27 protein-coding genes are annotated in these 20,105 nt (G+C 43.1%); 11 read left to right on the top strand and 16 right to left on the bottom strand.

Going from position 1 to position 20,105, the window contains the following annotated elements; translation table 11 throughout:
• Positions 1-14: 14 nt before the first annotated feature.
• A complete protein-coding gene (gene nrdR / locus LZT21_RS00130; protein ID WP_233934999.1) occupies positions 15-461 on the top strand; it encodes a transcriptional regulator NrdR in 447 nt (148 codons plus the stop codon).
• Between the two features lie 200 nt (positions 462-661).
• On the opposite strand, the gene LZT21_RS00125 is transcribed toward nrdR, so the two are convergent.
• From LZT21_RS00125 to LZT21_RS00090, 8 genes are all read right to left on the bottom strand, one after another.
• A complete protein-coding gene (locus LZT21_RS00125) occupies positions 662-1,348 on the bottom strand; it encodes a glycosyltransferase family 2 protein (protein ID WP_233989041.1) in 687 nt (228 codons plus the stop codon).
• Positions 1,349-1,368: 20 nt separating this feature from the next.
• Complete coding sequence (locus tag LZT21_RS00120; protein ID WP_233989040.1) at positions 1,369-2,976, bottom strand: hypothetical protein; 1,608 nt, start codon at positions 2,974-2,976, stop codon at positions 1,369-1,371.
• Positions 2,977-3,084: 108 nt separating this feature from the next.
• Positions 3,085-3,750, bottom strand: coding sequence for an adenylate kinase (gene adk, locus LZT21_RS00115; protein ID WP_233923037.1), 666 nt, complete (start codon positions 3,748-3,750; stop codon positions 3,085-3,087).
• 138 nt (positions 3,751-3,888) lie between these two features.
• Positions 3,889-4,665 (bottom strand): 3-deoxy-manno-octulosonate cytidylyltransferase, encoded by a 777-nt coding sequence (gene kdsB / locus LZT21_RS00110; protein WP_233989039.1) that lies wholly within the window; start codon positions 4,663-4,665, stop codon positions 3,889-3,891.
• A gap of 31 nt (positions 4,666-4,696) precedes the next feature.
• The gene (locus LZT21_RS00105) at positions 4,697-4,879 is read right to left on the bottom strand and encodes a Trm112 family protein (RefSeq protein WP_233923035.1); all 183 of its coding nucleotides are present in this window, start codon (positions 4,877-4,879) and stop codon (positions 4,697-4,699) included.
• A 50-nt stretch (positions 4,880-4,929) separates the two neighbouring features.
• On the bottom strand, positions 4,930-6,030 hold the full coding sequence (lpxK, locus tag LZT21_RS00100) for a tetraacyldisaccharide 4'-kinase (protein WP_233989038.1): 1,101 nt from the start codon (positions 6,028-6,030) through the stop codon (positions 4,930-4,932).
• Positions 6,031-6,059: 29 nt separating this feature from the next.
• On the bottom strand, positions 6,060-6,557 hold the full coding sequence (locus LZT21_RS00095) for a biopolymer transporter ExbD (protein WP_233989037.1): 498 nt from the start codon (positions 6,555-6,557) through the stop codon (positions 6,060-6,062).
• Complete coding sequence (locus tag LZT21_RS00090) at positions 6,547-7,194, bottom strand: MotA/TolQ/ExbB proton channel family protein (RefSeq protein WP_233989036.1); 648 nt, start codon at positions 7,192-7,194, stop codon at positions 6,547-6,549. The genes LZT21_RS00095 and LZT21_RS00090 overlap by 11 nt, the downstream gene beginning before the upstream one ends.
• 332 nt (positions 7,195-7,526) lie before the next feature.
• Here LZT21_RS00090 and xseA point away from each other — a divergent pair, with 332 nt between their 5' ends.
• On the top strand, positions 7,527-8,738 hold the full coding sequence (xseA, locus tag LZT21_RS00085) for an exodeoxyribonuclease VII large subunit (protein ID WP_233989035.1): 1,212 nt from the start codon (positions 7,527-7,529) through the stop codon (positions 8,736-8,738).
• Positions 8,739-8,741: 3 nt separating this feature from the next.
• Here the strand turns inward: xseA and LZT21_RS00080 are convergent, their stop codons facing one another.
• From LZT21_RS00080 to murB, 4 genes are all read right to left on the bottom strand, one after another.
• Complete coding sequence (locus LZT21_RS00080; protein WP_233935025.1) at positions 8,742-9,134, bottom strand: type II toxin-antitoxin system HigA family antitoxin; 393 nt, start codon at positions 9,132-9,134, stop codon at positions 8,742-8,744.
• A complete protein-coding gene (locus LZT21_RS00075) occupies positions 9,100-9,429 on the bottom strand; it encodes a type II toxin-antitoxin system RelE/ParE family toxin (RefSeq protein WP_233935029.1) in 330 nt (109 codons plus the stop codon). The genes LZT21_RS00080 and LZT21_RS00075 overlap by 35 nt, the downstream gene beginning before the upstream one ends.
• The gene (locus LZT21_RS00070; RefSeq protein ID WP_233935030.1) at positions 9,426-9,728 is read right to left on the bottom strand and encodes a type II toxin-antitoxin system ParD family antitoxin; all 303 of its coding nucleotides are present in this window, start codon (positions 9,726-9,728) and stop codon (positions 9,426-9,428) included. Before LZT21_RS00070 ends, LZT21_RS00075 begins: the two co-directional genes overlap by 4 nt.
• A gap of 75 nt (positions 9,729-9,803) precedes the next feature.
• The gene (murB, locus tag LZT21_RS00065; RefSeq protein ID WP_233989034.1) at positions 9,804-10,856 is read right to left on the bottom strand and encodes a UDP-N-acetylmuramate dehydrogenase; all 1,053 of its coding nucleotides are present in this window, start codon (positions 10,854-10,856) and stop codon (positions 9,804-9,806) included.
• Positions 10,857-10,916: 60 nt separating this feature from the next.
• On the opposite strand from murB, the gene LZT21_RS00060 reads away from it, so the two are divergent.
• From LZT21_RS00060 to plsY, 3 genes are all read left to right on the top strand, one after another.
• Positions 10,917-11,402 carry a YajQ family cyclic di-GMP-binding protein gene (locus tag LZT21_RS00060; RefSeq protein ID WP_233923026.1) on the top strand — a complete coding sequence of 162 codons (486 nt, stop codon included), beginning with the start codon at positions 10,917-10,919 and terminating at the stop codon, positions 11,400-11,402.
• Between the two features lie 31 nt (positions 11,403-11,433).
• The gene (xerD, locus tag LZT21_RS00055; protein WP_233989033.1) at positions 11,434-12,351 is read left to right on the top strand and encodes a site-specific tyrosine recombinase XerD; all 918 of its coding nucleotides are present in this window, start codon (positions 11,434-11,436) and stop codon (positions 12,349-12,351) included.
• Positions 12,352-12,456: 105 nt separating this feature from the next.
• Positions 12,457-13,068 carry a glycerol-3-phosphate 1-O-acyltransferase PlsY gene (plsY, locus tag LZT21_RS00050; RefSeq protein ID WP_233923024.1) on the top strand — a complete coding sequence of 204 codons (612 nt, stop codon included), beginning with the start codon at positions 12,457-12,459 and terminating at the stop codon, positions 13,066-13,068.
• Here the strand turns inward: plsY and LZT21_RS11890 are convergent.
• On the bottom strand, positions 13,027-13,116 hold the full coding sequence (locus LZT21_RS11890; protein ID WP_370634739.1) for an SVM family protein: 90 nt from the start codon (positions 13,114-13,116) through the stop codon (positions 13,027-13,029). The genes plsY and LZT21_RS11890 overlap by 42 nt on opposite strands.
• On the opposite strand from LZT21_RS11890, the gene LZT21_RS00045 reads away from it, so the two are divergent.
• The 5 genes from LZT21_RS00045 to LZT21_RS00025 all read left to right on the top strand — a co-directional run bounded on the left by LZT21_RS00045 (position 13,098) and on the right by LZT21_RS00025 (position 15,474).
• Positions 13,098-13,469 (top strand): MAPEG family protein, encoded by a 372-nt coding sequence (locus LZT21_RS00045; protein ID WP_233935038.1) that lies wholly within the window; start codon positions 13,098-13,100, stop codon positions 13,467-13,469. The genes LZT21_RS11890 and LZT21_RS00045 overlap by 19 nt on opposite strands.
• 73 nt (positions 13,470-13,542) lie before the next feature.
• Positions 13,543-14,286 (top strand): GTP cyclohydrolase I, encoded by a 744-nt coding sequence (folE, locus tag LZT21_RS00040; protein WP_233989032.1) that lies wholly within the window; start codon positions 13,543-13,545, stop codon positions 14,284-14,286.
• Between the two features lie 140 nt (positions 14,287-14,426).
• A complete protein-coding gene (locus tag LZT21_RS00035; RefSeq protein ID WP_233989031.1) occupies positions 14,427-14,735 on the top strand; it encodes a high-potential iron-sulfur protein in 309 nt (102 codons plus the stop codon).
• A gap of 149 nt (positions 14,736-14,884) precedes the next feature.
• Positions 14,885-15,067 carry a type II toxin-antitoxin system HicA family toxin gene (locus LZT21_RS00030; protein ID WP_233923370.1) on the top strand — a complete coding sequence of 61 codons (183 nt, stop codon included), beginning with the start codon at positions 14,885-14,887 and terminating at the stop codon, positions 15,065-15,067.
• A 14-nt stretch (positions 15,068-15,081) separates the two neighbouring features.
• Complete coding sequence (locus LZT21_RS00025) at positions 15,082-15,474, top strand: type II toxin-antitoxin system HicB family antitoxin (protein ID WP_233923020.1); 393 nt, start codon at positions 15,082-15,084, stop codon at positions 15,472-15,474.
• Positions 15,475-15,616: 142 nt separating this feature from the next.
• On the opposite strand, the gene LZT21_RS00020 is transcribed toward LZT21_RS00025, so the two are convergent.
• From LZT21_RS00020 to LZT21_RS00010, 3 genes are all read right to left on the bottom strand, one after another.
• Complete coding sequence (locus tag LZT21_RS00020; RefSeq protein WP_233989030.1) at positions 15,617-16,054, bottom strand: rubrerythrin family protein; 438 nt, start codon at positions 16,052-16,054, stop codon at positions 15,617-15,619.
• Positions 16,055-16,348: 294 nt separating this feature from the next.
• Positions 16,349-18,493: a DUF6311 domain-containing protein gene (locus LZT21_RS00015; RefSeq protein ID WP_233989029.1), complete on the bottom strand. Its 2,145-nt coding sequence runs from the start codon at positions 18,491-18,493 to the stop codon at positions 16,349-16,351.
• Between the two features lie 54 nt (positions 18,494-18,547).
• On the bottom strand, positions 18,548-19,114 hold the full coding sequence (locus LZT21_RS00010) for a 5'-methylthioadenosine nucleosidase (protein WP_233989028.1): 567 nt from the start codon (positions 19,112-19,114) through the stop codon (positions 18,548-18,550).
• 138 nt (positions 19,115-19,252) lie between these two features.
• Between LZT21_RS00010 and LZT21_RS00005 the strand changes: the two genes are divergently transcribed.
• Positions 19,253-19,981 carry a hypothetical protein gene (locus LZT21_RS00005; RefSeq protein ID WP_233989027.1) on the top strand — a complete coding sequence of 243 codons (729 nt, stop codon included), beginning with the start codon at positions 19,253-19,255 and terminating at the stop codon, positions 19,979-19,981.
• The last annotated feature ends 124 nt before the right edge of the window (positions 19,982-20,105 follow it).

The raw sequence follows: 20,105 nt of genomic DNA, 5'->3' as shown, positions 1-20,105 counted from the left end.
AACAGAAATCCAGCGTGCGCTGTCCATTCTGTCATGGTGACGATACTCAGGTAATGGATACGCGTGAGTCCGACGAGGGCGATTCGATTCGCCGCCGTCGGCGTTGCGCTTCTTGCGATAAACGTTTTACAACCTATGAGCGTGCTGAGCTAACTCTGCCCGCAATTGTGAAGAAAAATGGTAGTCGAGTTGAATATAGCCACGATAAATTAATTAGCTCGATTCGTTTAGCCTTACGTAAGCGCCCTGTTTCGGCCGACGCAGTCGATGAGGCAGTGGGTCGTATTGAAGAAAAACTCTTAAGCTTAGGTGAAAAAGAAATTCCGAGTGAGCGCGTCGGTGAGTTGGTGATGCGCGAACTTAAACGCCTTGATAAGGTGGCCTATATTCGGTTTGCTTCGGTATATCGCAGTTTTGCCGATATTGAGTCGTTTGAAAGCGCCTTAAAAGAGCTTAAATAGGCTCTTTACTACTGTTGCTATAAATAAGCTTGGGCTGGTTTTTGCTACCTTTGTTTGAAAAAGGCAAGTAATAAGCCAAGTATTTCCTTTACTCGAAAAAGCCTTCGGAACTTTTTCTTTAGCAAAGGAAATACCTAGCTTTTATGGCATTGTTCTTTTACTAAGAGTAGTTAAGCGGCCGCAAGGGAGGGTTTCGGTGCTTAGCTGTATTTAACGATGCAGTAAATTGCTCTTACACCATCGCGCCAGCCAATTTTCTTACCCTCATCATAAGTGCGTCCGTAGTAAGAAATGCCGACTTCAAAAATTCGGCATTTTAACTTTGCTACTTTAGCGGTAATTTCAGGCTCAAAACCAAAGCGATTTTCTTCGATCTTGATGCTTTGAATAATTTCGCGGCGAAACACTTTGTAGCAGGTTTCCATATCCGTTAAATTCAAATTGGTAAACATATTTGACATTAGGGTTAGGAAACCATTGCCAACGCGATGCCAAAAATACAGTACGCGGTGCGCATCGCCACCTAAAAAACGAGAACCAAATACCACGTCGGCCCGATTTGTTAAGATTGGTTCAACCAGTCTTGGATATTCATTAGGGTCATATTCCATATCTGCATCTTGAATGATGACTAAATCACCTGTTGCCGCTTGTATTCCACTACGTAAAGCAGCGCCTTTACCTTGATTCACAGCGTGATAAAGCACTTTGCTAACTCGACCCGAATTTTCTATTTCCTGTTTTAATTTATCGCGTGTGCCATCAGTGGAGCAATCGTCCACGATGATAATTTCTTTATCAGGATAAGGTGCAGCATTGACGGCATCAATGATGGTATCAATTGTATTGAGCTCGTTGTAGCAAGGAATAATGACAGATAGGCGCATTGAGAACAATAAGAATTAAATCAATTTACCTTGACGCAGGTTGAAGGGGGTATTTGAATAATATGAGTCATTAATTCATTCGTAGACGCTTCAGTTAGATGGTGAAATTTACCATAGTCTTGCACTCGGGCCATATAAGGAATACATGAATTTGGGGATTGATGGTCATGCCCAGGCGGAAATTTTCCCGAATAACCATTAATGGTTGGTATGCCCAAATCTTGTGCCAGAACCATGGCATCAACTTCGGCAAAATACCACGTTTCCTTACCGCTGTTATCGACAAATAAAACACTCCCTGCTGGAATGGGCTTAGGCAAAAGGACGGATAGTCTATTTAAGCGCTCAGTCCAAATTGCATTTGGTGTTTTAACATGATCAAAAAAGATAACTTCTAGACTCAGTAGCGCTGCCACAATAGCAATGCCAGCTGCACGCCAAAAATAATTATTTTTATTAAGACTGCTGATTAAAGTTTCGCAAGCTAAAGCCACCAGAATAGCGATGGGTAAGCCTTGAACCAGAATCAATCTAGTGACAGCTCTAATTGATAAGATTCCTGGAATAGAGAATAAGTACTCGTAAGGGCTTGTTAGTTGCCCACCACCAACGCCATACTGCAGGGTTGATAAAAAAAGAATTAATAATGAAAAAAATGCCAGCTTACCAATTGCATTTTGATCCTTAGCATAAGGCCTATTGATGCCAAAGTAATTAAACCAAGGAATACAACAGCCGATAAAAAATATCAGTGCAACCCCAATACCAATGAATAATTGATGCTCATGTCGATAGAGGGGAATTTGATTAAACCAGCTTCCAACAAATGAGCTGAAGCTTGAGTTATCAGCAATCAGATAACTTTCTAATCTGGGCAGCATATGCTTTACTTCCACTACATTACCTGTAAATCCATATAACGAAGCTACTTGCTGATATTTTTCAAGCAATAAAATAAAGCTGATGGAGCTGGCAATCGCTAAGGCGCTAAGGAAAATTTTGCGGGGCTTGGTTAAATCAAGCCATGAGCGTTTTAAGTCCTTGAATAAATTTTTGTGTTGAAGAATAAGCGCGGCAATAGAAGCGGCAAGAAGGAGATAAACCAGAAATACACCCAAATAAATCGAACAATAAAATTGCACGCAGATCCAAAGAAATAATAGCCCTAAGGCACTAATCTGGCGCTTGTAAATGAAATTCCACAATGCATAAAATGCTAGCGGTATCGCAAAGCGATAGGTTAATTGCGCATGACCCGCCTGAATGATTGCTGGTAGAAAATAAGCAAAAACAAAAGCCCCAGCACTCGCTGCAAATACCGAGAAATGCAGTTTTCTCAGCACAATGTAGGTCACTAGAAAATTCAGCAAGCAGCCGCTGACATACCAAGCACTAAATGCGACTTCTCGTGATAAACCTAAAATACGCAGCAGCGCATAAATAAAGGCATTCCCAAAATGATTATCACTAAAAGCCAGCACATCCAAATTGGGATAAAAGAAGCTTGGACTCCATAGGTCTTGTTGACGGCCGGTAATCCAGTGATAAAAATGCTCTAGGATGACGCTATTAAATCTTCCATCGATTAAGTCACCAGGCGTTGCGGTAAACCAATTGATGGATGGCATTAAGTAGCCAAAAAATCCCAGGCCAGCAAACACAAAGAATGGGTAATACTTACCCAATAAAATTTTAGATTGGGTGAATATGTTCAAACCGATAAAGGCGCGAAAAAATTATTGAAGCGCTTTAAAAATTTCTTTTGTAATAGTGTCAACACTTCCCGTGCCGCTGACTTTGCGGTAGGCTGGCGCCTTTACTTTAGCTTGAGGGTCGGGGGTATTTGACCAGTTGAAATAGTAATCGACGAGGGGCCGAGTTTGGTCGTTATACACCTGCAGACGTTTGCGCACGGTTTCTTCTTGATCATCATCCCGCTGAATTAGCGGCTCGCCAGTGACATCGTCTTTACCAGCAATCTTGGGTGGATTAAATGTGAGGTGATAAGTGCGCCCCGAAGCAGGATGCACACGCCGACCGCTCATTCGTTCAATAATGGCTGCAAAAGGCACATCAATTTCTAATACATAGTCGATGGGAACGCCCGCGTCTTTCATCGCTTGGGCTTGGGGAATGGTGCGCGGAAAACCATCGAATAAATAGCCCTGTGAACAATCGGGCTGAGTTAAGCGATCTTTTACTAGACCAATAATGATGTCATCCGAAACAAGGCCACCGGAGTCCATAATTTTTTTAGCAGCTATACCTAGTTCCGTGCCTGCCTTGACAGCAGCGCGCAACATATCACCCGTTGAAATTTGTGGAATGGCAAATTGCTTGCAAATGAATTGGGCTTGAGTGCCTTTGCCAGCGCCTGGCGCGCCCAACAGTATTAAACGCATTGTTATTCCCCTCAAACCGACAAAAATGGATATAAAACGTGATTGTCCTGTATTTTTTCCTGCTTAACGCTGGGCTGAGCTAAGGATTTTCCCGATATTGTCCTTAAATTAGGGTTGTGGGCGGTCGTGGTGTTGCGCCTATTGCCAGATGGCCCTCACCAGCTCGAGATCTTCGGGGGTATCAACGCCAGCGGGCGGGGCTTCATTAGCAATACAGACTTGTATTGGATAGCCATGCCATAAAGCCCGTAGCTGCTCAAGTGATTCAGCTATTTCAGGGGGGGCAGCGCTTAATTGCGCATAAGCCAAAAGAAAGTTGGCCCGATAGGCGTAGATGCCTAAGTGGCGGTGGTAAGTTGGCTTGGGGGAAGCTAGTTTAGCGCTCTCTGCTGAGACATCACGGCAAAATGGGATGGCTGAGCGTGAAAAATACAGAGCCTCACCAGCCTGATTCAGCACCACCTTAACAACATGAGGACTGGCAATTTCATTAGCGTCTGCAATTGCCACTGCAGCAGTCGCAATTGCAGCGTGTGAATGCGTTAGGAGAGTGAGCGCTACTTGATTAATTAATGCAGGCGGAATTAAAGGTTCATCGCCTTGTACATTCACCACCACATCATTGGGTTTCAGTGCAAGCAATTGGGCCACCTCGGCTAAGCGATCGGTGCCAGTTAAATGATCTGCTCGCGTCATCACACACTCAATTTGATGTAAGGCGCAGGCTGCTTGTATTTCTGTAGAGTCAGTGGCAACGATAACTTTTTTGGCTAGCGATTTTCTGGCTTGCTCTGCCACTCTTACCACCATGGGCTTACCTGCAATATCAGCTAGTGGTTTACGCGGCAAGCGGGTTGAATCAAGACGAGCTGGAATGAGCACAATGAATTCATTTAATGGGGCAGTTGAACTCATCTTGTGTTCAGGGCGAAGAAGTAAAGAGTAATTAAGAAAAGATTTCGTCAGGCGTCAGGCTGCGCGCTTCATCGACTAGCATCACGGGAATGTCATCTCGAATTGGGTAGGCTAATTTATCGACCTTACAAATCAACTCTTTTTTACTGGCATCGAAATGCAGTGGACCTTTGCACAAGGGGCAAACCAAAACATCTAATAAGCGTTTATCCATTATGTCTTTTCCTTATCCAGTTACACATTCATATTAAGTTAATAGTGATGTTATTTCAGGCGCGGATCAGGACGAGAAATAATCGAGATGACCCAGGTCATAAAATCAGTTGACAGGGTAACTTTCATCGGCACCACCCAAATGCGTTCATCAACAATATGTCGACATTTTACGGCATCCTTTTCAGTAATTAAAATACACTCGGCCTTTATTTCAGCAAAAAACTCACTCGAGTAACTACTGTGATCAGGTAAGGCAATGCACCGTGGTTCAAGACCATGTTCATTTAAGCAAGCAAAAAAGCGACTGGGGTTACCGAGGGCAGCTATAGCAACGATCGTTGTGGGAGCAAACATTTGCGCAATTTCTGCCAATGAATATTGCAAAGAATGATCATTCAAACTATAAGCTAAGCCTATTTCAGGCGAGAGATAAACCGCCCGCTGTTCTAAAAAATAATTAGGGTCAGTAGCGCTATCAATTTCGACACTAGTCATGAGCGTGGCATCGCGTTCACGCAGAGCAGATTCGCGCAGTGGGCCCGCGGGTAATAAAAAACCATTCCCTTCGCCACGGCTATCACGCACCACTAATTCAATATCTCGACCGCCTTCACGGGCAGGCCAACGCGGGAGGCCAAAATTCTGCAGGCCATCATCACTAATGATCACATTGACCTGAGGATTTTTATTGAGCAATGCGGCAATACTTTTACGCCGATTTGCCTGAACCCAAAGGGGAATGGTGCCATGGGTTTTTTGCGCAATCAAAACCGGTTCATCGCCAACTATTGCAGGATCAGAGCGTGGCGTTACTTCGATCGCTTCCCGCAATTTTGTGGCATGGTAGTGGGTAGACTTTTTCTTACTGTCGGCACTTAAATATCCCCGACTAATAATCCCGGGGTGCCAGCCCAGCGCCTTCAGTTGTAGCGCAAGCGCAATCACAATTGGGGTTTTGCCTGTGCCACCCACCCGAAGATTACCAACGATGATGATTGGCACCGGCGCAGCTTTAGCAAAATTGAAATCTTGAGCTACGTTGCGTAAACTTAAGAACCAACCGTAGATGAGCGCTAGTGGCCAGAGCGCATAACTCAGCAAGCGGCTGAATAAATTGCGGTTATCCCAAAATTGTGGCGCCGTTAGCATATGGTCAGCATATCTTAGGCAGCATCTACTTATTTGGTTTGGCTAGTAAAAACAATATTACTTAAATTGGCATCACGGGCAGCTTCTAGCGCTGTCATCACGGCCTGATGAGATGCACGGGCATCAGCATCAATGCTTACTTGCAGGGCTGACTTAGTATCGCTAGAGTTAGTACCAGCAGGCTTAGCAATGGCCAGCTGCGCTAAAGCGTTGCTGAGCTGCTCAGTACTAACGATGCGCCCATTTAGCGCATAGCGTCCATCGCGACTTACTGCTAAATGAATTTGCTGACTTTGATTTGCAGAATCAGTAGTACTTGCGTTTGGTAAGGCGATGGCCAATTCTTGAAAGCGTGTAAAAGTCGTCGAGATCATTAAGAAAATTAAAATAACCAGTAAGACATCAATAAATGGAATTAAATTAATTTCTGGGGGTGTAGTGGCGCCAGCAGAAGTCCGACTAAGAAACAGGCCGTGATTTTTTCTTAAAGAAAAACGTCCAACGCTAGCTTGATTTTTATTCATCATTAGCGGCGGGGTAGAGTTTTTTAAATAATTGGCGGGTAAATTCTTCACACTCGCGTTGGCGTTGATCGGCCATTGAGCGTAAGAGCCGCCAAGCAGCTAAAGCGGGAATGGCAATTAATAAACCAAAGGCAGTGTTGTAAAGTGCCACCGAAATACCATGCGCTAGTTGTAATGGGTTACCAACAGCACTTCCTTGACTGCCAAAGATTTCAATCATGCCCACGACTGTGCCAAATAAGCCGAGCAAGGGTGCTACGGTGGCGATGGTTGCGAGTGCACCTAAGTAACGGTCTAGCTTCAGCCAAACTGCCTCAGCGGTGGCCTGAAGCTCTTCTAGGGCATCGTTAGCGGGCTGACCCGCCATCTTTTCTGCCAGAGCGCACGCCAAGAGCGAACCTACAGGTGAAGAATTTGCAATTGCGCGAATCAAATCGGCGAAATGGGGATTTGATTGCTTGCCAGCGACACTCTGGTTTACCTGCAAACCTAGTTCGAAGGCTTCCTGCAAAACCCGCGGCGGCAAAACCCGTTTTTTACGTAAATACCAGCTTCGCTCAATCAGAATGGCTAGGCCAAAAATAGAGACTGCTAAAAGAGGCCAAATGGGCCAACCGGCTGCAAGTAAGATGGTATACATAGACTTTCAGTACTTTAGCAAACTAAACGGAAAGTACGAGTCAAGCCTGTGGATAACTCTGTGCAAAACTTTTTTAAGGGGCCAAGCTAAGTGATTGATTTTTCGGTAAAGTGATTAATTTATCAATTTTCAGTAAGGTAAAAATAGCAATATTTATTGAATTAAATCAATGAGTTACAAAAAATATGTCTGTTTTATGCCACGCTTTGGGTAAGTTAGTGTTTACTTTCAATACTTGGCAGTAAGAAATTTTCCACCTGTGGATATGTATTACAAAAGAAGCACAAAAAATCACCCTAGAAGCCCCATTTTGATTGAATAGAATAATAAATATGTCGGAAATATCAAGGTCAGTACTCACCGTTGGCGAGCTTAACCGCGCAATTGCTGAATCCTTACAAGAGCATTTCGATACAGTATGGGTTAGCGGGGAGATATCCAATTTCAAGGCATATGACAGCGGGCATTGGTACTTCTCATTAAAGGATGAAGAGGGTCAAATTCGTTGTGTGATGTTTCGGGGACGCAATGGTCAAGTGGGCTTTATGCCCCAATCTGGTGATTTGGTTGAAGTGGGTGCCAGCTTAGGTTTGTATGTTCCACGAGGTGATGTGCAACTGACTGTGCAAGTGATGCGCAAAGCAGGCTTAGGTGGTCTTTACGAAGCTTTTCTTAAATTAAAAGAAAAATTGGCGAAAGCAGGTTTATTTGCCGAAGAAGCTAAACAAGCAATTCCGACTCATCCCCGCGCCATTGGCATCATCACTTCACCACAAGCAGCGGCACTAAAAGATGTGCTCAGTACTTTAGCGCGGCGTGCACCGCATATTCCCATTGTGATTTATCCCACTCTTGTGCAGGGGCCCGAAGCCCCCGCTGGAATCATTGCCGCCTTAAAAGCGGCCAATGTAGAAGCTGAAGTTGATGTTATTTTGTTAGTGCGGGGCGGCGGTAGCATCGAAGATCTTTGGGCTTTTAATGACGAGCAATTGGCCTATGCGCTTGCCGACTCCACCATTCCCGTAGTGAGTGGGGTTGGTCACGAAACCGATTTCACTATCGCAGATTTTGTTGCAGATGTTCGGGCGCCAACACCCACTGGCGCCGCCGAGCTAGCCGCGCCTCGCCGCGATCAATTACTCAGCGAGTTAGCCAGTTTTCAGCAAGCCTTACTGCAAAGGCTGACCTTGCGGCTTGAGCGCGAAGCACAAACCTTAGATCAATTGGCCTTACGTTTGAATCATGCCTTGCCTAACCCTGAACGGATGCGCGAGCAATTAACGTTTTTACGGCAACGCTTAAGTCAATCGTGGTTAGTGCGAATAGAAAGTTGGCAACAGGGCCAAACCCATTTGGGCGCCCAGCTAGAAGCGCTTAACCCCCAGCGCACGCTTGAGCGGGGCTATGCGGTCATCATGCGGGGGATGGGTGAGCAAACTCATGCGGTGCGTAATCCAGATGAATTAAGGCCCCAAGAAACGCTTCAAGTGCGACTTGCTGAAGGCGAGGCAGAAATTGTCTTGGGGGCCGTGAAGCCGCTCTAAGGTTTAAAAAAAGACGGTTGCTGGCACGGCAAAACGTTTTGATAGAGCCCGAATTTGTCTTATATTAGGATTGCGGGCACCAGAAAGCAGCATTGATATCACGCTTTGATTGCCAACCTCGGGAAGATCGGCTTGTGAGAGCCCATGCTCTTTCATCAAAAGAGTCAATACAGCCCGTGGACTTGCATTAGGTACAGCGAAATGTTCGGCATCATAAACACGGATCAGTTCAGCAATAATTTCTAATAAATCAATTAGCGGATGTTTTTTTGTATGACCAATGACATCGGTGAGAAGGTCAGCCAACTGAACCATCTTTGCGTATTGTTTTCGATTGTGAATAGGGGCAAGCGCAACCGATTTATTCAATTGTTCCCAGGCTATTTGTAGTTTCATTAAATTCAACTTTAGTGCTGTCTCTAGTGTGGTGCAAAACACGAACAATTTTGAGTAAGCGGTGGTCAAATAAGTAAAAGAAAATATATTTTGTTTCAGATGGCCAACTGCGAATACCATCTTTAATATCTGGCCTCAGCCTACCCATGAATGGAAATACACGCAAGGTTTGCGTTTCACGAGCAATAATTTCAAGCGCCTTATTTGCCACAGATAAATTTTTTTTAGCGAGGTAGATCCAGAGTTCAACCAAATCAACATCTGCGCTAACAGTAAAGCAAACTTCTCTCGTCAAACAGAGCCTTTAGCTTTTAATGCGGCGCGACCCCTAGCTTTAATACTTTGAATATCTAGGCTCACAACTCTATTTGCTTCAACATCAGCCAAGCCTTTTGCTAAATCAAGCTTGAGCGCCTCTAGTTTAAGTTGTTGCGTAGACTGCAGGGATTCAAATAAGCGCAACGCCTCTCTAATTACTTCGCTTGCGGAGCTGTACATACCTGAGGCAACATGATCTCGCACGCGGTTCTCAAGCTCAATAGGAAGTGAAATATTCAGGGTCATTTTAATAAAATAAATGGCAATATATGCCATATTATGCCATATTTAAATATCTAGCAAGCTGGGTTGAAAGAGGCAATACTGATTTATTCGATCCACTTCCCCCAACTACATTCGAACAGGCTCAATCTCCAGCAAAACGCCAAAGCGATCTTGCACTGCTGATTGAATCTCGCTTGCTAGGGTTAGGAGCTCTGTAGCAGTGCCCTTACCGAGATTAACTAGAACCAAGGCTTGTTTCTCGAAGACGCCAACAGCGCCCCTCTGTGCCCCCTTAAAACCGCACTGCTCAATCAACCATCCCGCCGCGAGTTTATGCGAGCCATTGCTCTGCGGATAAGCAATCATCTTAGGGAAAGTATTAAATAATTGGGTCAATTGAGTTTGGCTAACTGTGGGGTTTTTAAAGAAGCTGCCCACATTACCAATTACTTTTGGGTCAGGTAATTTTTTTTGCCGAATAGTGCAGACGGCGTCAAAAATTGCAGTCGGGCTTGGCAGATTTTTTTGTGAAGAAAAGAAATTCGTTAAATCGGCATACTGCAATTGTGGCGCCCACGCGTTGGGTAATGAAAAGGTTACCGCAGAAATAATGTAACGCTGTGGATGACGTTTAAAAAGACTATCGCGATAAGCAAACTGACAAGCCGCAGGCGTAAGCTCAACAACTTGTTGGGCAGTGCAGTCAAAGGCAGTGATCGATTGAATCAAGTCGCTAACTTCAACCCCATAAGCGCCAATATTTTGGATCGGTGCAGCACCCGTTGTGCCTGGAATTAATGCGAGGTTTTCTAGTCCTGGTAAACCTTGCTCTACAGACCAAGTAACAAATTCATGCCAATTCACACCCGCACCGACCCGAATTTGGGTCGTAGTCTGATCGTTGGAAATAAGCGCTTGGCCACTAATCTCCATCAAGAGGGTTATGCCCGGTAAATGTGCAGGTAAGACCACATTGCTGCCTCCTCCCAAAACCCGCCAAGGCATGCTAGTTGATAGAACAGTACTCATCAGCAGGGGAATTTGCTCGGCAGAGCGAATAACACAACTCAATTCAGCAGTGGCAGCAAAACCAAGGGAATTTCGCTCCCTCAATTGGGTATTGCGCAGTATGGGTAAGCCGGCATCCCAGTTTAGGCCGGTAGTTTGAGTCGAGTTCATGCCACAATCTTATTCGTTAACAGAATTATTTAAAAATTTTGCCAAATAAAGGAGTTAGTCATGCCCTCATTTGATGTTGTTTGTGAACCCGATATGGTTGAGCTCAAAAATGCCCTCGAGCAAGCCAATAAAGAAATTACCAACCGCTTCGATTTTAAGGGCTCTGATTCACGGGTAGAGCAAAAGGAAGAACAAATTGTGCTGTACGCCGATGATGACTTTAAGTTGGGCCAAGTACGTGATGTCTTGTACGGAAAAATGGCTAAACGGAATGTCGATGTCCGTTACCTCAAAGATGACAAACTCGAAACCATTGGCAGTGATAAGCGTAAGCAAACCATGAAAATTCAAAAGGGCATTGCCGCCGAGTTAGCCAAGAAAGTAGTACGTATTATTAAAGACAGTAAGATTAAAGTGCAGGCTAGTATTCAGGGCGATGCAGTGCGTGTCACGGGCGGCAAGCGTGATGATTTGCAAGAGGTGATGGCCATGCTGCGCAAAGATGTACCTGAATCACCTTTAGGCTTTAATAACTTTCGCGATTAACTTCGAAGATGAACTTCGCAGATGAACTGCAGTGAATAATTCGGGCGCGTTGGTTCCCAGTAATACGGAAGCAATAGAACGCTTCTGTGATGCTTGTTGGTTAGAAGATGGTTTAGCAGCAAATAGTTTAGCCGCCTATCGCCGGGATTTATTACTCTTGGCACAATGGTTGCAAGCGCATTCATCGACCGATTTATACGCAGCGAGCGAACAAGAACTCACCGCCTATATTGCCCATCGGCGCGCTGATAAAGCGACCACTGCAAATCGCCGCCTTACGGTGTTTAAGCGCTTTTATCGCCATGCTTTGCGCCTCAATCTGGTGAAGAGCGACCCATGCATGAAGTTGCGTGCAGCTAAGCAGGCCCAGCGCTTTCCAAAAACTTTAAGTGAAGCGCAGATTGTGGCCTTGCTCAACGCACCGAATGTTGACACCCCCTTGGGCTTACGCGATCGCACCATGCTTGAATTGATGTATGCCAGCGGTTTACGCGTATCAGAAATCGTCACACTCAAAACGATTGCATTGGGCTTAAATGAGGGCGTGGTACGCATTGTGAATGGCAAGGGCGGTAAAGAACGCTTGGTGCCATTTGGTGCAGAGGCTGGTTTATGGCTTAAACGTTATCTCGCCGAAGCGCGCGTGCCTTTGTTGGAAGGTAAAAACTGTAATGAAGTCTTTGTCGGGCGCCATACTGGAAGCGGCCTGACCCGCCAAGCCTTTTGGGCCCTAATTAAGCGTTATGCGCTGATTGCCAATATTCCCATTGCCTTATCACCACATACTTTGCGTCATGCGTTTGCGACTCACTTACTGAACCATGGAGCCGATTTACGGGTCGTACAACTTTTACTGGGCCATGCTGACATCTCAACTACGCAGATTTACACCCATGTAGCTCGAGAGCGCCTCAAATCGATCCATCAACAGCATCATCCTCGGGGTTAGCCTAATTCACTTCATCGCCAGCAGTTTTGAGCTTAAAAGCAGAAAAACTTCGGTACGGTTTTTCACTTTTAAGCTCAAAACGTGCCTCTTGTTTAAGATAGCGGTATGTTAATTTCCTTTTTATTGATTCTGGGCGCTTATTTATTGGGCTCCATCTCCTTTGCGGTGGTGGTGAGTAAGTGCATGGCTTTGCCCGATCCCTATACCTATGGATCAAAAAATCCTGGTGCAACCAATGTGTTGCGTACGGGCAATAAAAAAGCGGCTTTTTTTACTTTGCTCGGCGATGCCTTAAAGGGTTGGTTGGCGGTTGTGATTGCGCGGATGGTCATGAGCGCAGCACCTGCGGATTCGCAAGAGTGGGTTTTATGTGCTGTCATCATCGCGGTTTTCTTGGGACATTTATTCCCCCTCTTTCATGGCTTTAGGGGTGGTAAGGGCGTAGCCACAGCCTGCGGTATCTTATTTGGTATTCATTTCTTCTTAGGTTTGGCTACCTTAAGTACTTGGCTAATCGTGGCTTTCTTCACCCGATATTCTTCATTAGCAGCTATTGCTGCCGCATTATTTGCACCGTTCTACTATGTTTTCCTATTTGGTTTTCATCCCGTAGCGCTAGCCCTGGTAATCCTGTGTGGCCTATTAATTTGGCGCCATCGCAGCAATATTCAGAACTTAATGAATGGCAGTGAAACTCGCATTGGTAAGAAAAAATAAACCTAAAAAAATAAAAAGGAGATGAAGCAATGACCATTGCATTTGCATGTATTTTATTTATGGGAATTCTGCCCATCGTTTGTGCTGGAATTGCCAAAAAAGGCTTCGATGGTTACGACAATAGCCGCCCGCGCGAATGGCTGGCTAAACAAACCGGATTTCGGGCGCGTGCTAATGCAGCTCAAGCCAATACCTTTGAATCCTTGCCCCTATTTTTTGCTGCAGTCATCATCGCGTCCTTTACCCATGCGCCTCAAGGCAGAATTGATCTTTTCGCTGTAGCATTTGTCATTGCCCGTTGTTTGTATGTGCTGTGTTACTTGGCCGATTGGCCAACCCTGAGAACCGTTGCGTGGACTTTAGGATTGATGAGTATATTGGCAATATTTTTGCAGATTTAAATCGTTCCAAAAAAGAGGGCGCAAACAAAAACAGAATTAGTTTAGAGATAAAAATAGAAACCAGAAAGAAGTGATGCCGATTAAAAAGACTCTCGTAGCAAAGAAAGTACCTTCCCTAAAGAAAGCCACTAGTGAAGATGGCATACCTTTATCAACAGTAATACGGCGCCGTATCCAAGCGCAAAAAGCGCGTTTTCATGCGAACGACAATATTGCGGAATTTATTAAGCCAGGCGATCTCGAGGGTTTAGTAGATGAAGTGGCGCAGAAGATGCAAGGCGTACTCGAGAGTTTAGTGATCGATACTGAAAGTGATCACAATACGCGTAATACGAGCTTTCGAGTGGCAAAGATGTTTGTCAATGAAGTTTTCAATGGCCGCTATGTCAGCCAACCCGAGCTCACCAAGTTTCCCAATATTACCCATCTCAATGAGTTAATGATCATTGGCCCTATTACCGTTCGGAGTGCATGCTCACATCATTTATGTCCCATCATGGGCAAAATTTGGATTGGCGTTTTGCCCGATAAAGATAGTGCCCTCATTGGCCTCTCAAAATACTCACGCATTACTGAATGGGTCATGTGCCGACCCCAAATTCAGGAAGAGGCGGTAGTAGAGTTAGCCGACCTTCTAGAAAAGAAAATTAAGCCCACGGGCTTAGCAGTAGTGATGGAAGCCGATCATTTCTGTATGCAGTGGCGCGGAGTAAAAGATCCCGATTCCAAAATGATTAATAGCGTTATGCGCGGCTCATTTCTAAAAGACTCCAACCTCCGTCGTGAATTCTTAGCCTTAGTGCAACGTAAGTCGTAAGTTAAGTCAGCGATAGAAATTGAATTGAGAACCGTTCTCAAGAAAATAGTGAATTAAATCAATAAGATGGAAGCTTCATTTAGGATGAGCAACTTGTGATTTATGATCACGGTTGAAATTCTTAACCCAATGGAGCTCGCATGAAAACCAATCGTCGTCAATTTATGATTTTGTCCGCAGCAGGCGCTGCTAGCTTGGCATTAAGCAATGGTGTTCAAGCGCAAGCCATGGTTTCGCCAACCGATCCCCAAGCAGTTGCACTCGGCTATGTTGAAGATGCTGCCAAGGTAGACAAGGCTAAGTTTCCTAAGTTTGTCGCCGGCCAAAATTGTGCTAACTGTGCCCTGTATCAAGGTAAAGCTGGTGCTGCAGCAGGTGGCTGTACTTTATTTGCTGGTAAGCAAGTAACAGCCAAAGGCTGGTGTAGCGCACACGCCAAGAAGGCTTAATTAAGAGGGCCCTTGCGGCCTTGTTTGATAGTTCATTAGCGTAATAAAAAGGCTTCACTTTTAAGTGGGGCCTTTTTTATTGGGGGTTGGCGGAGTATATCAATACACCTTTTATAAAAGTGTGTATAGTGTGTATTTATAATTTGCTAATGAAGAGCAAAGAATTAATTAAGCAGTTAATTGAAAATGGCTGGGTCTTAAGGGGAATTAAAGGATCTCATCATATTTTTATTCACCCATGTAAATGGGGGCACATCAGTGTGCCACACCCAAAAAAAGATCTTGGTATGGGATTAGTGCAAAAGCTGTTGAAGCAAGCAAGCTTGAAATGATAGGAGTACTAAAAATGAAATATCCAATTGCAATAGAGGCGGGGGATAAAAAAACTGCATGGGGTGTAGTAGTGCCCGATCTGCCTGGTTGTTTTTCGGCTGCCGACTCAGGGGTTGATGAAGCAATTGAAAATACTAAAGAGGCTATCGAGCTCTGGATCGAGTGTGCGCTTGATGCTGGCCAAGCAATTCCCAACCCAAGCTCTATTACTGAGCTGCAAAAGAAAAAAGAATTTAAGGGGTGGATTTGGGCTATAGCAGAAATTGACCCAGCGCTACTTTCAGATGAAATTGAACGAATCAATATAACCTTGCCCAAAAGAGTATTAGCAAGGTTAGACGCAAAAGCCAAATCTGCAGGCGAAAGTCGCTCTGGCTTTATTGCTCATTTAGCAATAGCTGCTTAATTAGTTGGGGTCACGGTCTAGACAGCAGCAATTCCAGCAAGGTGAATTGATTAATTTTACAAGCCTTAGAGTAGAAATAAAAAAGCCGCCCAAGCAAGACCTCAGGCGGCTGGTAATGCGTGTAACAAAAAACTAAAGCAAATTAGGCGTTTGCTAAATGGGCTTCTAAGGTCTTAGCGAACTTATTAGCGTGGCTACGTTCAGCTTTAGCTAAAGTTTCAAACCAGTCAGCAATTTCATCAAAGCCTTCTTCACGAGCTGTTTTAGCCATGCCTGGGTACATATCAGTGTACTCATGGGTTTCGCCTGCAACCGCTGCTTTAAGAACATCTTCAACCGTTTTAGCGGGCATGCCAGTACCTGGGTCACCAGCGCCACCATCGATCAAATATTCCATGTGACCATGGGCATGACCAGTTTCACCTTCTGCAGTCGAACGAAATACTGCAGCAACATCATTTGCTCCAGCAATGTCAGACATGTTTGCGAAATACAAATAACGGCGGTTTGCTTGCGATTCGCCAGCAAATGCTTCTTTTAAAGACTGTTCTGTCTTAGTGCCTTTTACAGTTTTAGCCATCGTATTACTCCTAAAAAATAAACAATTAATTTCTGGGGTTAAGTCCAAAACCCTCAATTGCTGAAGGTATTTTGGTATTACCAGACGTTCATTATGGAGATATTCTGAGGTAGTGAAATCGTATTTTTGTATGGTCTTGATAGTTAAAATTAACTAACTTCTAAATAGCTATTAAGTAAATCAAACAGACATAAATCAATAAGTCATTGATTTTAATAAGTAATTATTTAATCTAAGTCCTTTTAAATAGTAAAAAAGACAAAAATTGAGGTAAAAGCAGATTAATACCGTAGTTTATTCAAATACAGCAGTTGTTAACCCGATGCCTAAGTCACGGTGGTCAGCATTGTTGTAACCAAGCACAGCGGGTTTGACTGGATTTGAAACTCTAAACTCAATCGATAAGTATTTTTCTGAGTGCATGGCTTTATTTAAATCAAGTTTGAGTAGGTTATCTTCAAATTGAGAGATTCTATATTTTTGAAACCATTTTTCATTAATAAATACATCAAAATCAAGCTGGGGATGCGTAATAGGGTTAACAAATGCTTTGTAATGCAAGGTCAAGGACTTGCTAGTAGCAGACGGTATCAATAAATTTAACACCGCTTTTTTTCCATTGGACCAAACACCCCATTCCTCTGGCAAAGCCCAGCCGCTTCTTAAATAATATGGAGCTCGAGAATTTTTTTCTGAGAAAGTAAAGGGCCTGCCATTCAGTTCTAGAAATTGTGATTTGGTTAATATTTCAGCGGGGGGTAGCGCTTGACAAAAGTGACAAGAGACCCAGTTAGGCGCAAGTACATTAAAACCATTTACTTTGGCCAGCAGATTATTCCCACCTAAATTGCCAAGCGCCGAGATGACAACATTATTTTGCAGAATGTAAAGCGAATCTTTTGAAAAATTACCAGAGTTAAGTACACGTTCTAAATTTAGATTACTTACTCTTTCTTTATGCTGATCAATACGTGCAGCATGGATAGAATTGGTACCAAGATGATAGCGAGCTGCTAAGGCTGCAAATTGCTCCCAATGTGGGGGTAAATTCATCGCCGGAACAACAATAATATTTTGATAAAAATGGGCTGCATCTTGCCAAAATTGGCTTTGTAATTTTGGCGAGGCTAGCTCTTGAGAAAAATTTTCATTAATTTGTGCCCGGTTTACAAGCCAAGCCTTGCTCGTATCGCCAAGTTGGATGAAAAAGAAAAGGGCGAAAAAAATAGTAGACCATTTTTTTGGATACGCCTTACCAATTAATGTAAGGGCACCTAAAACAATTAAATAATGCACTGGCCACATCAAACGTGCTGCTGAACGCAGGTTATTCAATACGCTAATGACCCGCTCTGGTATTGACAAAATAATCAATTGTCCACCTAAGTGGATACGATGAGTAATTGCTATCAGGATAAAAAGGCACATTAAAGCAATTAAAAAACGGTGCCTTTGGAGGAATGTGAGCGCCCGATTGCGAAATGACCAAAGTTTGTGCATGCAGGAAAGTAGTAGCAGAATAATTCCTAAGCCAAGAAATGAAAATCCTTCGCCCCAGTCATTTTTTGGGCTTAGATTAGGCAATACATAAGACCAGCCATTAGGGTCGATTAAGCCTAGAACATTCATGGCAAAAAAGCCATAGCCACGCTCACTATTCAAGGAGGCGCCAATGGAAAAATACCCAACCAGCCAGCTAAGCGCTCCAACCAATAGGAGAGCACAAGTAATTTCAAAAAAGCATTTCAGCTTACGTTGTGCAAATTGGCTATGCAATCGATCTAAATAGTCTGCACTCCACAGTAGGCCAACTATCACAAACAAATAAAAATGCGTTAACAATGATCCGCAAAGTAATAACAGCCAATACCTATAGCAATTTTTAGTTTCATTACTAAGTAAAAGATACAAGCTAGCCAAAATAAAAAAGTGTGCCAGTAAAGAGGCGTGCATTCCTGCGGGGGTATTAATTCGCCAAAGAAAAGAGGGGCATAAAAATAATAAGCCGGTAGCAAAAAAATGAAGCGCGGGATTTTCTTGGGCTATTTTTCCTAGGGTTAACTCAATTAATTTCCAACAGACCCAAGCCTGCAAAACAAAGCAGACCAAAGCCCATAAACCAAAATATTGAAATGGGCTCGGCAGAAAAGATGCAAAGACTTTAAAAGGTATTGCAAATAAAGGAATCGAATCGGAATAAACGATAGCGCTACTGATGTCTAGACCAAAGCTTGGATTTAGTCCAAGTGGAAGAGCCCAAGGAGAATTTCTAAAAAAATCCCAGCCTAAAAAGTGCTGCGCTGGATCGAGTTTATTTAATAACCAGCCAATATTACTTGGGATTAGTGCATTTAGTCCTACCATGAGGCCGAACAAAATGAGGCCCAGTAAAATGGGTAAAAAAACAGATTTGAGTGATTTGGAGCTACTATCCGACATTTTCATCCAAGATAAAACTGCTGATAAATAATTGAATTTAACCTTGCTCCCGTATTAAATATCAGCCAAAATCTTCAGAAAAGCGCTCTGCCCGTGATCAATTTTGTCAGTCCACTCTTTTCCTGCAGAGGCATTTGCGTCATCAGTAATGTATTTAAAAGCCCGCCAAGGAATTTCTTGGTCATAAGCCGCTGAGGCGATGCCAAAAAGCTCCATATCAACCAAATCAATTTTTTGCTCAAATAACCAGGGATCTGGGCTTGTTACAAAGCTATCACCGGTGCCACACATTGCAAAACCATGTTGAGAAGAAAAAATGAAGGGTTGAGATGACAGGGGAATGCGACCCCTTGGCGCCAGGGGCTCTGCCATCATATCGCGCTGAACTACATGGGCAATTTCTACTAAACCAGAAAGCTCGGCATTTTGTAAATTGATCTTTCCAGCAGTTCCAAAGTTAATAATCAATTTGGGCTTAAAAGTTTGAATTGCTTTAAAGGTGCCTAATGCGGCATTAATTTTGCCCGCACCAGTATGGGCTATATGAAAACGCTTTGGCACTAGTAAGGGGTCGAGCTCATTTTCTAAAGCTGTAATAATCAAGATATTGGTATGCGTCATTTACAGTTCTCAAAAGGTAAAAAATGAATTTAGATTGACTTCAATATCATATGATAATAGAGAAGACTAAATCAATTTTACATAAAGAAATAAATATCGCTTAAGGCTTTATAAATTTTTAAAATAAGCAATTTGTTCATGAAAATCAACTATAAATTACTATCTTCAAAAAATTATCCAATTTATTTTTTTATTTTTTTTATTTTTATTGGATCACTTATTTACAGAGATTACGGAATTTCTGTTGACGAGCCACAGCAAAGGGAAATTGGTAAAACCTCATTAAATTATATTGCCCATTTATTTAAAATACCCGAATTTATAGACCCTCAAAACAGGCATATTAAAGCAGAAGATGTTTTTCAGGGACAGAAAGATAGAGATTACGGAGTAGCATTTGAATTGCCTGTTGAATTCCTGGTAAAAATTCTGGGAATACAAGATGAAAAAATATATTATTTTCGGCATTATATTAATTTTATTTTATTTGGCATATGCTTAATTTTTTTTTATAAGATACTTTTCTTTCGCTATCAAGATTCATCCATTGCATTACTTGGAACATTGTTTCTCATAGTTTCTCCAAGAATTTTCGGAGATGCATTTCATAACACAAAAGATTTGGCGTTCCTGTCATTTGTTGTTATTGCATCGTACACATTGATTCGCTATATTTTTCAGCCAAATACTTTAAATTGTATATGGCACTCTATTGCAACAGCATGTGCTGTCGATCTGAGGATAATGGGAATTATACTTATTGGCTTAACCACGGCAGGATTAATATTGCAGTTAAATGCAAAGAGTAAAAATCTATCACTAATTTTTACGAAATTGATAAGCTATTTAACTTTAACTTGTATTTGAACTGCTGTCAATTTAGGTCCACTACTTGAGAGAGTTTTTCCATAGTAAATCATTGCAGTAAAATGGGTTGAGTTTGGATGATTTTGGGTATTTGCACTTGGGGTGCTGGTGGCCTGTAACCTAA

The organism is Polynucleobacter sp. IMCC 30228, from assembly GCF_021395205.1.
Taxonomy (GTDB): domain Bacteria; phylum Pseudomonadota; class Gammaproteobacteria; order Burkholderiales; family Burkholderiaceae; genus Polynucleobacter.
Note: the sequence above shows the minus strand (reverse complement) of the source record. Positions and strands in the feature narration are given on the sequence as shown.

Excerpts from the sequence above, each read along its gene's own strand:
- LZT21_RS00125 (WP_233989041.1), bottom strand. The coding sequence starts at position 1,348 with ATGCGCCTATCTGTCATTATTCCTTGCTACAACGAGCTCAATACAATT.
- LZT21_RS00120 (WP_233989040.1), bottom strand. The coding sequence starts at position 2,976 with ATGCCATCCATCAATTGGTTTACCGCAACGCCTGGTGACTTAATCGAT.
- adk (WP_233923037.1), bottom strand. The coding sequence starts at position 3,750 with ATGCGTTTAATACTGTTGGGCGCGCCAGGCGCTGGCAAAGGCACTCAA.
- kdsB (WP_233989039.1), bottom strand. The coding sequence starts at position 4,665 with ATGAGTTCAACTGCCCCATTAAATGAATTCATTGTGCTCATTCCAGCT.
- LZT21_RS00105 (WP_233923035.1), bottom strand. The coding sequence starts at position 4,879 with ATGGATAAACGCTTATTAGATGTTTTGGTTTGCCCCTTGTGCAAAGGT.
- lpxK (WP_233989038.1), bottom strand. The coding sequence starts at position 6,030 with ATGCTAACGGCGCCACAATTTTGGGATAACCGCAATTTATTCAGCCGC.
- LZT21_RS00095 (WP_233989037.1), bottom strand. The coding sequence starts at position 6,557 with ATGATGAATAAAAATCAAGCTAGCGTTGGACGTTTTTCTTTAAGAAAA.
- LZT21_RS00090 (WP_233989036.1), bottom strand. The coding sequence starts at position 7,194 with ATGTATACCATCTTACTTGCAGCCGGTTGGCCCATTTGGCCTCTTTTA.
- xseA (WP_233989035.1), top strand. The coding sequence starts at position 7,527 with ATGTCGGAAATATCAAGGTCAGTACTCACCGTTGGCGAGCTTAACCGC.
- LZT21_RS00080 (WP_233935025.1), bottom strand. The coding sequence starts at position 9,134 with ATGAAACTACAAATAGCCTGGGAACAATTGAATAAATCGGTTGCGCTT.
- LZT21_RS00070 (WP_233935030.1), bottom strand. The coding sequence starts at position 9,728 with ATGGCATATATTGCCATTTATTTTATTAAAATGACCCTGAATATTTCA.
- murB (WP_233989034.1), bottom strand. The coding sequence starts at position 10,856 with ATGAACTCGACTCAAACTACCGGCCTAAACTGGGATGCCGGCTTACCC.
- LZT21_RS00060 (WP_233923026.1), top strand. The coding sequence starts at position 10,917 with ATGCCCTCATTTGATGTTGTTTGTGAACCCGATATGGTTGAGCTCAAA.
- plsY (WP_233923024.1), top strand. The coding sequence starts at position 12,457 with ATGTTAATTTCCTTTTTATTGATTCTGGGCGCTTATTTATTGGGCTCC.
- LZT21_RS00045 (WP_233935038.1), top strand. The coding sequence starts at position 13,098 with ATGACCATTGCATTTGCATGTATTTTATTTATGGGAATTCTGCCCATC.
- LZT21_RS11890 (WP_370634739.1), bottom strand. The coding sequence starts at position 13,116 with ATGCAAATGCAATGGTCATTGCTTCATCTCCTTTTTATTTTTTTAGGT.
- folE (WP_233989032.1), top strand. The coding sequence starts at position 13,543 with ATGCCGATTAAAAAGACTCTCGTAGCAAAGAAAGTACCTTCCCTAAAG.
- LZT21_RS00035 (WP_233989031.1), top strand. The coding sequence starts at position 14,427 with ATGAAAACCAATCGTCGTCAATTTATGATTTTGTCCGCAGCAGGCGCT.
- LZT21_RS00030 (WP_233923370.1), top strand. The coding sequence starts at position 14,885 with ATGAAGAGCAAAGAATTAATTAAGCAGTTAATTGAAAATGGCTGGGTC.
- LZT21_RS00025 (WP_233923020.1), top strand. The coding sequence starts at position 15,082 with ATGAAATATCCAATTGCAATAGAGGCGGGGGATAAAAAAACTGCATGG.
- LZT21_RS00020 (WP_233989030.1), bottom strand. The coding sequence starts at position 16,054 with ATGGCTAAAACTGTAAAAGGCACTAAGACAGAACAGTCTTTAAAAGAA.
- LZT21_RS00015 (WP_233989029.1), bottom strand. The coding sequence starts at position 18,493 with ATGTCGGATAGTAGCTCCAAATCACTCAAATCTGTTTTTTTACCCATT.
- LZT21_RS00010 (WP_233989028.1), bottom strand. The coding sequence starts at position 19,114 with ATGACGCATACCAATATCTTGATTATTACAGCTTTAGAAAATGAGCTC.
- LZT21_RS00005 (WP_233989027.1), top strand. The coding sequence starts at position 19,253 with ATGAAAATCAACTATAAATTACTATCTTCAAAAAATTATCCAATTTAT.